At 61.6% G+C, this 13,518-nt stretch carries 12 protein-coding genes; 6 read left to right on the top strand and 6 right to left on the bottom strand.

Annotated elements, in window-relative coordinates:
- The first annotated feature begins 138 nt into the window (after window positions 1–138).
- The gene (gene mnmG, locus AB8B02_RS24810; RefSeq protein ID WP_439065421.1) at window positions 139–2,010 is read left to right on the top strand and encodes a tRNA uridine-5-carboxymethylaminomethyl(34) synthesis enzyme MnmG; all 1,872 of its coding nucleotides are present in this window, start codon (window positions 139–141) and stop codon (window positions 2,008–2,010) included.
- Between the two features lie 31 nt (window positions 2,011–2,041).
- Here the strand turns inward: mnmG and AB8B02_RS24805 are convergent, their stop codons facing one another.
- Together AB8B02_RS24805 and AB8B02_RS24800 are read right to left on the bottom strand one after the other, a co-directional pair.
- Window positions 2,042–2,230: a hypothetical protein gene (locus AB8B02_RS24805; protein ID WP_309941551.1), complete on the bottom strand. Its 189-nt coding sequence runs from the start codon at window positions 2,228–2,230 to the stop codon at window positions 2,042–2,044.
- Between the two features lie 85 nt (window positions 2,231–2,315).
- On the bottom strand, window positions 2,316–2,624 hold the full coding sequence (locus AB8B02_RS24800) for a DUF4269 domain-containing protein (protein ID WP_439065420.1): 309 nt from the start codon (window positions 2,622–2,624) through the stop codon (window positions 2,316–2,318).
- 103 nt (window positions 2,625–2,727) lie between these two features.
- Between AB8B02_RS24800 and rsmG the strand changes: the two genes are divergently transcribed.
- From rsmG to AB8B02_RS24785, 3 genes are all read left to right on the top strand, one after another.
- On the top strand, window positions 2,728–3,438 hold the full coding sequence (gene rsmG / locus AB8B02_RS24795) for a 16S rRNA (guanine(527)-N(7))-methyltransferase RsmG (RefSeq protein WP_309943840.1): 711 nt from the start codon (window positions 2,728–2,730) through the stop codon (window positions 3,436–3,438).
- Window positions 3,425–4,279, top strand: a complete 855-nt coding sequence (locus AB8B02_RS24790; RefSeq protein WP_309941557.1) for a ParA family protein — start codon at window positions 3,425–3,427, stop codon at window positions 4,277–4,279. The genes rsmG and AB8B02_RS24790 overlap by 14 nt, the downstream gene beginning before the upstream one ends.
- 148 nt (window positions 4,280–4,427) lie before the next feature.
- Window positions 4,428–5,318, top strand: coding sequence for a ParB/RepB/Spo0J family partition protein (locus AB8B02_RS24785; RefSeq protein ID WP_120287673.1), 891 nt, complete (start codon window positions 4,428–4,430; stop codon window positions 5,316–5,318).
- Here the strand turns inward: AB8B02_RS24785 and holA are convergent.
- From holA to AB8B02_RS24765, 4 genes are all read right to left on the bottom strand, one after another.
- On the bottom strand, window positions 5,315–6,343 hold the full coding sequence (gene holA, locus AB8B02_RS24780) for a DNA polymerase III subunit delta (protein WP_439062036.1): 1,029 nt from the start codon (window positions 6,341–6,343) through the stop codon (window positions 5,315–5,317). The genes AB8B02_RS24785 and holA overlap by 4 nt on opposite strands.
- Window positions 6,344–6,352: 9 nt before the next feature.
- Window positions 6,353–6,904 carry an LPS assembly lipoprotein LptE gene (locus tag AB8B02_RS24775; protein ID WP_089263131.1) on the bottom strand — a complete coding sequence of 184 codons (552 nt, stop codon included), beginning with the start codon at window positions 6,902–6,904 and terminating at the stop codon, window positions 6,353–6,355.
- Window positions 6,891–9,500: a leucine--tRNA ligase gene (gene leuS / locus AB8B02_RS24770; RefSeq protein WP_120287671.1), complete on the bottom strand. Its 2,610-nt coding sequence runs from the start codon at window positions 9,498–9,500 to the stop codon at window positions 6,891–6,893. Before leuS ends, AB8B02_RS24775 begins: the two co-directional genes overlap by 14 nt.
- Window positions 9,501–9,681: 181 nt before the next feature.
- A complete protein-coding gene (locus AB8B02_RS24765) occupies window positions 9,682–11,379 on the bottom strand; it encodes a diguanylate cyclase domain-containing protein (protein WP_175369338.1) in 1,698 nt (565 codons plus the stop codon).
- Window positions 11,380–11,454: 75 nt separating this feature from the next.
- Here AB8B02_RS24765 and AB8B02_RS24760 point away from each other — a divergent pair, with 75 nt between their 5' ends.
- Window positions 11,455–12,183, top strand: coding sequence for a YggS family pyridoxal phosphate-dependent enzyme (locus AB8B02_RS24760; protein ID WP_439065419.1), 729 nt, complete (start codon window positions 11,455–11,457; stop codon window positions 12,181–12,183).
- 150 nt (window positions 12,184–12,333) lie between these two features.
- Window positions 12,334–13,443: a hypothetical protein gene (locus tag AB8B02_RS24755; RefSeq protein ID WP_439065418.1), complete on the top strand. Its 1,110-nt coding sequence runs from the start codon at window positions 12,334–12,336 to the stop codon at window positions 13,441–13,443.
- Window positions 13,444–13,518 lie beyond the last annotated feature (75 nt).

The following is a 13,518-nucleotide window of genomic DNA, read 5'->3' as shown; positions in this document are numbered from 1 at the left end:
CGGCTAAAGCAGATGGTGTTTCACGTGAAACAGTCCTGCCTCTCAGATCCTCTTCAGAGGACATCCGTTGTTTCACGTGAAACACTGCCTGTGGATTTCTCTTCAATCCCGGCGGCGCCCGCGCTAGAAGCTGCGGCCATGCAGGACAAGTTTGACGTCATCGTAATCGGGGGAGGCCATGCCGGCTGCGAGGCCGCGGCTGGTGCTGCGCGCATGGGCGCGCAGACGGCACTGGTCACGCACCAGTTCGCGACTATTGGCGCGATGTCCTGCAACCCCGCCATCGGTGGTCTGGGCAAGGGTCATCTGGTTCGCGAAGTCGATGCGCTGGACGGATTGATGGGACGCGTGGCCGATGCCGGCGGCATCCAGTTCCGCATGCTCAATCGCAAGAAGGGCCCGGCCGTCCGCGGCCCGCGCACCCAGGCGGACCGCAAGCTTTACGCTGCAGCGATGCAGGCGGCGATCGTGGCGACCGAGAATCTGAGCGTGATCGAGGGCGAAGCCGACGATCTGCTCACGGCCAATGGTCGAGTCACCGGCATCCGTCTGGCCGACGGCCGCGAACTCTCCGCCGGATCGGTGGTCATCACCACTGGGACCTTTCTGCGCGGCCTGATCCATCTCGGCGAGAAGAACTGGCCCGCTGGCCGGATCGATGAAGCTCCCGCACTCGGCCTGTCCAAGGCGTTCGAGCGCGTCGGTTTTACCCTCGGACGGCTCAAGACCGGTACGCCACCGCGGCTCGATGGGACCACCATCGACTGGGCGGGGGTAGAGATGCAGTTCGCCGACGATCCGCCGGAGCCGTTCTCGGTCATGACCGAGCGGATCACCAATCCGCAGATTCAGTGCGGCATCACGCGCACCACACCGGCCACCCATGAGGTGATCCGGGCCAATGTGCATCGCTCGCCGATGTATTCCGGCCAGATCAAGAGCTCAGGGCCGCGCTATTGCCCGTCCATCGAGGACAAGATCGTCCGTTTTGGCGATCGTGATGGCCACCAGATCTTCCTGGAGCCGGAAGGCCTTGATGACTCCACGGTCTATCCCAACGGCATCTCTACCTCACTGCCCGAGGAGGTTCAGGTTGCGATCCTGGCCTCGATCCCCGGTCTCGAGCGGGTCCGAATGGTCCGCCCCGGTTATGCGATCGAATATGACCACGTCGATCCCCGCGAACTCGATCCGACGCTGCAGACCAAGCGCGTCTCCGGCCTGTTTCTGGCCGGGCAGATCAATGGCACCACAGGATACGAAGAGGCCGCCGCCCAGGGTCTGGTCGCCGGTCTGAATGCGGCCCTGGCTGCGAGTGGGAGCCAGTTGACCGTGTTCGACCGGGCTGACGGTTATCTCGGCGTGATGATTGACGATCTGGTCACCCGCGGAATTACCGAGCCCTATCGGATGTTCACTTCGCGGGCCGAATATCGTCTCACGCTGCGTGCCGACAACGCCGATCAGCGTCTGACTGACAAGGGTATCAGCCTGGGATGTGTCGGCAGCGCTCGTTCGGCCCGGCATGGCGCCAAGATGGAAGCCCTCGCCGCTGGTAAGGCCCTGACCCAGGCGCTGTCGATCACTCCTAACGGGGCCGCTAAGCACGGTCTGGCGCTTAATCATGACGGTCAGCGCCGCTCTGCCTTCGATCTCCTCTCCTACCCAGAGACCGAATGGGCCACCGTGACCCGGATCTGGCCAGAATTATCGGCCATTGACCCAGCGATCGGCACCCATATCGAGATCGATGCCAAATATGATGTCTATCTGAAGCGTCAGACCGCGGATGTGGAGGCTTTTCGCCGTGACGAGGGTCTCTCGCTGGTGGATGTCGACTATGATGCGGTCCCCGGACTGTCCAATGAGGCCCGGGCCAAGCTCAAGGCCGCGCTTCCACACACGGTGGGGCAGGCGGGACGTCTGGATGGTATGACTCCGGCCGCATTGGCCATTCTCGCGGCCTATCTCCGCCGCGAAGCACGGAAGCCGAAGGCTGCTTTGGCCTAATTGGTTGTTTCACGTGAAACAGAAGCCGAAATCAGCGCGGCTCCGTTGAAGATGGCTTCACTGGCCGGCGGGGCCAGAAGGCAACAGCTGCGACGGCGACTGTAAAGAGAACCACGGCGACGATCGTCTGGACCGCGTCGAAATTGAGTGCATCACGCGAGACGAATAGCGCAGTGATGGGTGCTGCCAGCATCAGGAAAAGCCGTACGATCACACTCATGGTCATCTGCCTCCAACGATGATTCATTGGAGGCCGGACTCGTCCTGCTCGCATTGATCCTGGTCAACTCACTGTCCTGAATCCTCTAGACTGCAAACTCTTGCGCCCTCAGGACGGCATTCAGCTGGTCATCAGAGGTGTTGAACTTAGCGACGACAGGTCGGCCTCTGGCCGACCATTGATAGAGCGCGAAGTCATCGGCATCGCGAAAATGCTCCCAGAGCAGGGTGGCTACGGAAGATCTATCCGTGGCACAACAGACGATATCGATGTCGCTGCCGGGTCTGGCCACGCCAAGCGGAAGTGTGCCGACCACATACGGATCGAACGGCGCCAGGATCCTGAGCAGATTAGTTCGCCGCAGAGCCTCCTGATAGGTCGGTCGCTCGGTCATCGCGTGCTTTTCGTCCCGATTTGCCGCTGCCGCTCCGCAATTCGATAGCTGGAAAAATGGACTCAGAGTATGGATGGGTCCCAACAGCTTTACAGACAATCCAATGGCTCAACGATCCCAACAAGCGGCGCCGGCACCCCGGCTCGATGCCGATAAAGCTGCGGCCTTGCGGCTGACCCCTGTTTCACGTGAAACGGAAGACAGGCTCGATCGCTATGTCGACCTGTTGCTGCAGTGGCAGGCCAAGACAAATCTGATTTCGCCGGCCACGCTTCCAAATCTCTGGACGCGCCATATCTCGGATTCGCTGCAGCTTCTGAACCTCGCGCCGGATGCAAAGATCTGGCTGGACTTCGGCAGCGGCGGAGGTTTTCCAGGCGTGGTTCTGGCCTGTGCCATGGGTGACGTCGCAGGTGGGCATGTTCATCTCGTCGAGCGCAACGCCAAGAAGGCGGCGTTCCTGCGCGAAGCGTTACGTGTGACGCAAGCCCCCGGCACGATTCATCTGGCTGACATCGGGGATAATGTGGATAGATTTCCCGAGCATGTCGATTGCATCACCGCGCGTGCCGTTGCCTCGTTACATATCGTCATCGGTTTCGCCGAGCCTCTGATGAAGCCGGGCACAAAAGCCTTATTTCTCAAGGGTCAAGATGTAGAATCGGAATTGACCGAAGCTACTAGATATTGGAATATAAGCCCGCGCCTGCATGCCAGCCTGACCGGCGGACAAGGCTGGATCGTCGAACTCGACCGGATCGAGCGACTGACCCCGTCCGCAAACCAAGATGGCCACACCAATGACCGTAATTGATCAGCAATATCAAGAGCATACGTCAAATGCGGTGCCTGGCCATCCGCGCATCCTGGCGCTGGCCAACCAGAAGGGCGGCGTCGGCAAGACGACGACTGCGATTAATCTCGGCACCGCACTCGCCGCGATCGGCGAGCGCGTGTTGATCGTCGATCTCGATCCGCAGGGCAATGCATCTACCGGTCTCGGCATCGATCGTCGCAATCGCAACTGCTCGACCTATGACGTTCTGATCGGCGAAGCACCACTGCGCGATGCGGTCGTCGTCACCGCCGTGCCGCGTCTGCACATAGCCGCCTCGACCATGGATCTGTCGGGCCTTGAGCTTGAACTCGGTTCGGCCCGCGACCGCGCCTTCCGGCTGCGCGATGCGATCGGCGAATTGAACAACAATGTCTCGCCAGGCTCCGACTATACTTACGTGCTGATCGATTGCCCGCCATCGCTCAACCTTCTCACCGTCAATGCCATGGCCGCGTCGGATGCGATTCTCGTTCCGCTGCAGTGTGAGTTCTTCGCGCTCGAAGGTTTGTCTCAATTGTTGCAGACCGTGGAGCAGGTACGCTCGACGCTGAATCCGAACCTGTCGATCCATGGCATCGTGCTGACCATGTTCGACTCGCGCAACAACCTGTCAAACCAGGTCGTCGCCGACGTACGCGAATTCATGGGCAGTAAGGTCTATGAGACCATGATTCCGCGCAACGTCCGCATTTCGGAAGCGCCGTCCTACGGCAAGCCGGTGCTGGTCTATGACCTGAAGTGCTCGGGCTCTGAAGCCTATCTGCGGCTCGCGACCGAAGTGATCCAGCGCGAGCGCGACCTGCGCACCGCTCACTGAGCAAGTAGGGTGGGCAAAGCACAGCGTGCCCACCACAGCGGATCGCAAACGATAATGGCAGGCACGGCGCAAGTACGCCTTTGCCCAGCCTGCAACCGAATTTCAAGTTTGAGTACGGAGTGGCGCGATGAGTTCGAAGGGATTGGCGATGGCTGATGAAGCGCGTTCGCGGCTGGGCCGCGGTCTTGCAAGTCTGATCGGCGATGTCGGCGGCGAAGCCGCGCATGTCGAGCGTCCTTCGCGTAACCAGCGCAAGGTGCCTATCGAATTTCTCAAGGCCAATCCGCGCAATCCGCGGCGGGTCTTTGCGGATGCGGAACTCAGCGAACTCGCGGCGTCGATCAAGCAGCATGGCGTGATCCAGCCGATCGTGGTGCGGCCGGTGAAGGGTAGCAACGATCGCTTCGAGATTATCGCCGGCGAACGCCGCTGGCGCGCGTCGCAGATCGCCGGTCTACATGAAGTGCCGATCGTGCCGCTCGACGTGACGGATTCGGCCGCGATGGAAATCGCGATCATCGAAAACGTCCAGCGCGAAGATCTCAACGCGATGGAAGAGGCGCAGGGCTATCACGCGCTCGCCGAGACCTACAAACACAGCCAGGACGAGATCGCGAAAATCGTCGGCAAGAGCCGCAGCCATGTCGCCAACATGATGCGCCTCACCAAGCTGCCCGAGGACGTGCAGGGCCTGATCGCTTCCGGTCAGTTGTCCAACGGTCACGCTCGCGCGCTGATCAACCTGCCGGACGCATCGGGCGCTGCGAAGCGGATCATCGCCGAGGGACTGAACGTTCGTCAGACCGAAGCACTCGCGCACGAAGAGGGCGTGCCGGAACGCGCGCCGCAGAAGCCCCGCACGTCGTCTCCCAAGGCGGCGAAGGATGCCGACACGATCGCGCTGGAAAAGCGGGTCAGCGACGTGCTCGGGCTGAAGGTGTCGGTGGATCACCGCGATCCCGGCGGCACCGTGATCATCAAGTATCGTGATCTCGATCAGCTCGACGAAATTCTGAAGCGGCTGGATTCGGAGAGCTAACCGCGCCGCCTTGCATTCACGGCAATCGACATCAACGCCCTCTGTGCGATCACCGCGCCGAGGGCGTTTTGCTTGCGGACGTCGAGGGCGGCGACAGCGAGCTGGTCGATGATGTTCACCAGCCGCTGTGCGGAGAAATTTCGCAGCGCTGCTTCCACCGTTCCCTTGCGGGAAAAATGCAGCCGCGGAAATCCGCTTTCCACGGCTGCTGATGCCGAACTACCAGCCTCCACCAGCAGGCTGGCTTTGTGCAGCAATGCGGCCTGGCGCTGCGCGGCCATCATGATCATGCCCGGATAAGTTCCGGCGATCATCGCCTTGTTGAACTCGACTTCCACCGCGGCGGGATTCCCGGCAAAGGCGCCGTCGACAATTGGATCGATCTTCAGCTCGGACGCGTCGGCGACGACGGCCATCACGTCGTCGAGCGTGACTTCGCCGGTACCATGCGCATAGAGCGTGAGCTTGCGGAGCTCGTTACGCGATGCCTGCCGATCGCCGCCGAGCAGCGACATTAGTGTGGCGCGTGCATCCGGCGCCATGCGGAGATTGGAGACGCGGAGCTCTTCATCGATAAGCTTTGCGAGATCGCGCTCGGTGTCGGGGTAACAGGCGATGGCCACCGCGGTCCTGGCCTTCTCGCAGACTTTCCGCAAAGGTGATTCCGGCCTGAGCTCGCCGGCCTCGATCACGATGCGGCAGTCCTTGATGTCGGAATCGGCGAGCGTGTCGACGCCGCTGGAAAAATTCTTGGAGCCTGCGCGGACGCGGATCGCGCGACGACCGCCGAACAGCGGCACCGTCATGGCTTCTTCGACGAGACGCGACGGCTCGGCGGCCAAATCATCGCCGTCCATGCGAACCAGCGAAAATGGATCATTGGGATCGTCGACCGCGGATTTCATCAGCGCGTCGGCGCGTTCGCGAACGAGTCCAGCGTCAGCTCCGTAGAGCAGGATAATGGGCCGGCCGGCATCCGGCCTGGCCAGGAACGTGTCGATATCTTTTCCGCGAAGCGCGACCACGCGACAGGCTTAGGTGCCGGCGTAGAAGAACGACGCCAGACGGGTATTGATGTTGTCAGCGATCTCACCCGCCGCGCGGTCCTCGGCGTCGCGATAGGCGCGGGCACGGGCGAAGCGCTGCAGCTGACCGGGGATGTCATAGGTGACGCGGGAGAAGGTGCTGCCGGTCAGGACCTGCTTTCCGGTGGCGATCTCGATCAGGCCATAGGTCGCGTCGATACCGTAATTTTCGCTGGTCGGCAGCGCGGTATTCGGGTCGACGATCAGCGAGGTCCGGCTTGGGTTGAAACGGATCTTCAGCTGATAGGTCGGCGGCAGGCCGGTAGCGCTGCCGTACATCTTGAACATCAGTGCATTGCGGATATTCACGCCGACACGGGCTTGCGGCGACGCGTTGGGATAGTCTAGCGGCGGAACCTCGACGCCCTGCAGCTTCTCGCGCAGGCCGGGTTTACCGTCGCCACGCTCGGCATACATCGGCTGGAAGCAGCCGGCCGTCAGCGCCGCCAGGGTGGCGACGACCATGAGCCGGGCGGCAATACGGGATTTAGCCGACAACATTCACGATCCTCTGGGCGACGACGATGACCTTCTTGACGGGTTTGCCGTCGAGAGCTTGTTTTACAGCATCGAGCGCCAGAGCGGCAGCCTCAATTTCCGGGTTCGTCGCTTCCCGGGCCACTGTGACTTCTCCGCGCTTCTTGCCGTTGACCTGTACCGGCAGGGTCATGGTGTCTTCAACCAGCAGATTGGGCTCGATTTGCGGCCAACGGGCTTCCGAGATCATGCCCGGTTGCCCCAGTACGCCCCAGCATTCCTCGGCCAGATGCGGCATCATCGGCGCAAACAGTTGAACAAGAATGACCGAGGCCTCGTGCAGCGCCCAGCAGACGTCCGGGGCCAGAGTTCCCGGCTTCGCTAAAGCTTCGCCCAGCACATTGGAAAATTCGCGGATATGGGCGAGGCAGACATTGAAATGCAGCTTTTCGATCTCGGTCGAGACCTTGCTGAGCGCGCCATGGGCCGCCTTGCGGATCGCCAAGGCATCGGGGCCGAATTCAGCCGGCCGGGCTGCCGGCGCCGATTTGCCGTGCGCGGCTGATTCGTTGATCTGCCGCCACAGACGCTGCACGAAGCGCGAAGCGCCTTTGACGCCTTCTTCGCTCCAGATGACGTCGCGGTCGGGCGGCGAATCCGACAGCATGAACCAACGGGCGGTATCGGCGCCGTAGGTGCCCATGATGTCGTCGGGGTCGACTGTGTTGCGCTTCGACTTCGACATCTTTTCGATCGGGCCGATGGTGATGTCTTCGCCAGTGGCGATCAGCGTAGCGCGTTGGCCGTTACCGCCGATCTCGATGTTGATCTCGGCCGGTGAGGCGAAGGTGCCGTCCTGTTTCTTGTAGGTCTCGTGCACCACCATGCCTTGCGTGAACATGCCGGCAAACGGCTCGTCGAAATTGACGTGGCCGGTGGCCTTCATGGCGCGGGTGAAGAAGCGGCTGTACAGCAGATGCAGGATCGCGTGCTCGACGCCGCCGATATACTGATCGACAGGCATCATTCGATTGGCAACGGCGGTCGTCGTGGGTGCCGACGTGTTCCATGGATCCGTGAAGCGCGTGAAGTACCAGGACGAATCCACGAAGGTGTCCATGGTATCGGTTTCGCGCCGCGCATCCGCGCCGCAGTTCGGGCACTTCACATGCTTCCACGTCGGATGATGATCGAGCGCATTGCCCGGCTTGTCGAAGGAAACGTCCTCCGGCAGCACGACCGGCAGATCCTTGTCCGGCACCGGCACGATATCGCAGCTCGGGCAGTGGATGATCGGGATCGGGCAACCCCAATAGCGCTGACGTGAGATGCCCCAGTCGCGCAGGCGGAAATTGATCTCGCGCTTGCCCCAGCCGTCCTTCTCGAAAATCTCGAGCGACTTCTTCATCGCTTCTTCGCAGGTCATCACACCGGGTGCACCCACCCAACGGACATACTGCACAGTCTCACTTTTCGCCGGAGCGAAAGCGATGTTACCAACGCGCTCATCGCTACCGACGGGCACGAACACGTCGAGCACCGGCAGGTCGTACTTGCGCGCAAAATCCAGGTCGCGCTGATCGTGTGCGGGGCAGCCGATGATGGCGCCGGTGCCGTAATCCATCAGCACGAAGTTTGCGATATAGAGTGGCAGTGTCCATGACGCGTCGGCGGGATGCGTGACCTTGATGCCGGTGTCAAAGCCGAGCTTCTCGGCTGTGTCGATCTCGGCCTGCGAGGTGCCCATGCGATGGCATTCCTCGATGAAGGCGACAACGTTGGGGTCTTTTTCTGCCAGCGCTTTCGCCAGCGGATGATCCGGCGAGATCGCAGCGAAAGTCGGGCCATACATCGTGTCCGGGCGTGTCGTGAACACCGGCAGTTTGTCGAATCCCGCGGGTGCGCCGATCAGTCCGAACTGGAAATGCAGACCTTCCGACTTGCCGATCCAGTTGCGCTGCATTAGGCGCACCTTGTCGGGCCAGCGATCCAGCGTATCCAGGGCAGACAGCAGCTCGTCGGAATATTTACTGATCTTGAAGAACCACTGGGTCAGCTCGCGCTGCTCCACCAGCGCCCCTGAGCGCCAGCCGCGGCCGTCGATCACCTGCTCATTGGCCAGCACGGTATGGTCGACCGGATCCCAGTTCACCTTGGACTTCTTGCGCTCGGCCAAACCTGCCCGCATGAAATCGAGAAACATCTTCTGCTGATGCTTGTAGTAGGTAGGGTCGCAGGTTGCGAATTCGCGCGACCAGTCCAGCGACAAACCCATGGTCTGCAGCTGCTTTTTCATCGACGCGATGTTCTCATAGGTCCACGCCTTCGGAGCGACTTTGCGCTCGATCGCGGCGTTCTCGGCGGGCAGGCCGAACGCATCCCAGCCCATCGGATGCAGCACGTTCTTGCCCTGCGCGCGCTGGAAGCGCGCAACCACGTCGCCCATCGTATAGTTGCGGACATGGCCCATATGGATGCGCCCCGACGGATAGGGGAACATCTCGAGTACGTAATACTTCTCGCGCGGATCGTCGTTCTTGGTGGCGAAGATCGCCTTGTCGTCCCAGACGCGCTGCCAGCGCGGTTCGGTCTCGCGGGCGTTGTAACGTTCGTTGCTCATGGTGTTTTTGAAATCCGCCGGCCGGTTCGAGCGCTTCTCAGATCATGGACGCGCGAACGAGGTCGCAAACCGGTGCTTGCTCGGGCTGAATTCGCGCTTGAGGCCGGGGACTAGGCCATAAAAGGCTGCGTTAGGTCAATGGTTTAAGACAAGAAACGGGACCAGGGGCGGGCCCGTAGTCTCACCCCGCCAGCGACACGGCCGTGCCATATGCCCGCACAAAGCCGTGCTCCACCACGGTGTTGCGGCCACGCCGTTTGGCGGCGTAGAGCGAGGCATCGGCTGCCTCGATCAAATCGTTCGCCGTCTCCAGCGTAGCTGGCATCGTCGAGGCCACGCCGACACTGACCGTGACCCGCTGATGTGCGCTGGTGGCATGGGAGACCGCCAGGTTCCAGATTGCCGCGCGTACTATTTCGCCGATCTGGATGCCGCGGGCGACCTCGGTGCCCGGCAGCAGCAGGCAGAATTCCTCGCCGCCATAGCGTCCGGCAAAGCCCGAGCAGCGATCGGCCAGGCTGGAGAGAGCTTCGCCGACGCGCGCCAGGCAAGCATCGCCTTCGGGATGGCCATAGGTGTCGTTGAAGAGTTTGAAGTGATCGACGTCGATCATCAGCAGCGTCAGATGGTCGCCGGATTGCTGGGCCTTCAGCCATTCGAAATCGAGGCGGCTCTGGAAGCCGCGCCGATTGGCAAGGCCAGACAGCATGTCGATGGAGGCAAGCACCGTGAGCTGCTCGTTGCTGGCGCGCAATTCGCGTTCGCGACCACGCAACTGCGCCGCCATGCCGTAAAATGCGCGTGCCAGCGGTACGAACTCGGCCGGCAGCTTGTTCCGCGCTACGCGGGCCGACCAGTCGCCGCGACCGAAGCGCTGCGCCATGGTCTCCATCATCTGGATCGGCTTGATGATCAGTCGCTCCGCAACCACCAGCGCGCCAAGCAGAACGAACAGGCAAACGAAGGCGAGCTGCAAATAGGCGGTGCGGATCTCGCGATCGGCAACCGCCGAGACTCGGGCCTCGTCGATGCTGACGATCAATTGCGCGCCGGTACCGGGGATTGTCGCGAATGATACGGTGCGCTGTGAACCGTCACTGGCGCTGAATGACAGCGAACCGGTCTGCTTATCCGTATTGCGCAGATGCGCTTCGATCATCGGCAATAGAGCAAGGTCTTCCATCGGCCGACCAATCGCGCTGGCGTTTGTCGGCGGCGCTGCAAGCACGGTGCCGGCATGATCGACCAGCAGTGTCGTGACACCGGGCCGGTCGCCGAGATTGCCCATGATCTTCGACATCCAGTCGAGATTCACCGCCGCCAGTACCACGGCATCGTCGTCCTTAGTCAGGCCCGGTGCGAGATAGGCCGCCATCACGGTCGGCTGGTTCGTCAAGCGGCTGAACAGATAATCGCTGACGACAAACTCACCGGTCGCAATCGCTTTCTTGAAATAGGGGCGATCGCTGAAATCGAATCTCTGCTCGATGACTTCCGGCCAGGTCGAGCACATGGCGATGCCATCCGCACCGGCCACTGTCAGGCTGCGCAGCCACGGCATATCGCCGCGGAGGCTCGCCCGCATGATGGCGCAGCTCCGATTCACCTGAGCGGCCGACGTATAGATGTAGGCGGATGATTTCAGCACGGCCTCGATCGAGGCGAAGACTTCGCGCTGTGCATCGGCGCTGTGCTGGGCGACGCCAGCGAAATCACGCGCGGCCGTCGCGATCTGGTGGGTACGCGTCGCATCGAGTGAGCGAATTCGCTCCGCCATTAATGGCCCGACCAGAATGAGGGCCAACAGGACCAGTCGAGCGCGAATGCCGAGAGCTCCCCTGAGCCTCGCTTTATTGCGGTTAATACCGATGCGTGACATCTTCGATCCCTAAGCCCCGCGGACATAGGTACTCCAAAGCCTTCAAAAAGCCTTTCCCGGATTCGTTAAACTGCAATGGATCTCAAGAAAGTTCGCGCCTTGGTTGAAAATAAATCCGTGCAAGAGTCGTCGGGCGTAACGTCTTCTTTACCAACCGACGGACTCGCTTCGGTCGAGTACGATATCTTCCGCGCATGTAACGAAGCGCGGCGGGACCGCAGTTCTGTGACGTTGATCGCGGTGTCGAAGACGTTCGAGGCTGACGCAATTGCGCCCGTGATCCAGTCCGGTCAGCGTGTGTTCGGCGAAAATCGCGTCCAGGAGGCAAAATCCAAATGGCCGGCGTTAATCGCCACTCAACCCGCGATTGCGTTGCATTTGATAGGGCCTTTGCAGTCCAACAAGGCCAAGGAAGCGGTCGCCTTGTTCGATGCGATTCACTCGGTCGATCGACCGAGCATTTGCGAAGCGTTAAGCAAGGAGATGAAGGCGCAGCAGCGGATGCCGCAGCTCTTCGTACAGCTCAACACCGGTGAGGAGCCGCAAAAGGCCGGTATCGCGCCGAGCGAGGCTGATGATTTCCTGGCCCGCTGTCGCGATACCTACGGGCTGACGATTTCCGGACTGATGTGTATTCCGCCGGTTGACGATGCGCCAGCACCGCATTTCGCGCTGACAGCGAAGATCGCTGCACGTAACGGATTGACCGGGTTGTCGATGGGCATGAGTGCCGACTTCGCCATCGCCATCCAGTTTGGCGCGACTCATGTGCGCGTCGGCTCGGCGATCTTCGGGAAACGGTAGTTCTTCTCTTCACTTCCGTTAATGGGCCGTTGGCGCTTTGCCTGAACTGAAAAGTTCCCGACCGCACGCCGGAAGGTGCGCCATAATGTCGCACTATTCCGTCTCGACTGTGTCCGGACGCAGGATCCCCGCCCCGCGAGAGGGACAGACATGCGACACTTTCGCTCCGTTACCTGGCTTCTGGCCGCGCTGGTCGTGTTCACCATGCCGGTCGTTGCCATGGCGCAGATCATCAGCATCACGATTGCTCCACCGGAACTGCCGGTCTACGAGCAGCCCGCCATTCCCGCGCCCGGCTATATCTGGACGCCCGGCTTCTGGGCCTATGGTCCGGTCGGTTACTACTGGGTGCCCGGCACCTGGGTCGAGCCGCCTCAGGTCGGCCTGTTGTGGACGCCGGGCTTTTGGGGCTGGCACGATGGCTATTACGGTTGGAACGCCGGCTATTGGGGAACCCATGTCGGCTTCTATGGCGGCGTCGATTACGGCTACGGCTATAGCGGCGTCGGTTATGGTGGCGGTCGCTGGAATAACGGCGTGTTCGCCTACAATCGGACCGTCAACAATTTCGGCGGTGTCGCGGTGACGAATGTCTACAACCAGACCATCGTCAACAATACGACCAACATCACAAGGGTCAGTTTTAATGGCGGCACGGGCGGCACAACCGCGCAGCCGACGCCGCAGGAGCAGGCCGTCGCGCACCAACCGCACATCGCGGCGACGGCCGTACAAACCCAGCACGAACATATCGCGAGCACCAACAGAGCGCTGCGCGCGTCCGAAAATCATGGGCATCCGGCGATCGCGGCAACGTCCAAGCCCGGTGAGTTCACCGGCAAGGGCGTCGTGGCAGCGCGGGAAGTCGGGCCGGCCGCCGCACGGCCGGCGGCGACGCTCGTGCCCGCGGCACTTCCTGCGACCGGTGCCAAACCGCCAGCAAACAGGCCGGTTGCGAACGCAACGCCTGAGAACAAGGGGCCACCGACGGCCGTCGCACATGCGACGACCAATGGTGCAGTCGCGCCGAAACCGCTGAACGCGGTCGCCAAGCCACCTGCTATCAGGCCGCCTGTCGCCCCGCACCCGGCGGCGCCCAGGATGGCTGCTATCGCGAAACCGCCGGCCCCGCCGCATGTTGCCGCCGTGCGGCCAGCATCGCATCCGGTTGCAACTCATCCGGCGCCCCGTCCGGCTCCTCATCCGCCGGCGAGACCGAAGGCCCCGCCGCATAACGATTCGCATAAGAAGCCGGAGTAACCGATCGGTCTGGCCGGGGCGTTCTCATCCCCGGTCAGATCTTCACGCCTCGCCTGAAAAATTTGAAGACGGAGT

Source organism: Tardiphaga sp. 862_B3_N4_1 (genome assembly GCF_051811085.1).
In the GTDB taxonomy this organism is placed as follows: Bacteria; Pseudomonadota; Alphaproteobacteria; order Rhizobiales; family Xanthobacteraceae; genus Tardiphaga; species Tardiphaga robiniae.
Note: the sequence above shows the minus strand (reverse complement) of the source record. Positions and strands in the feature narration are given on the sequence as shown.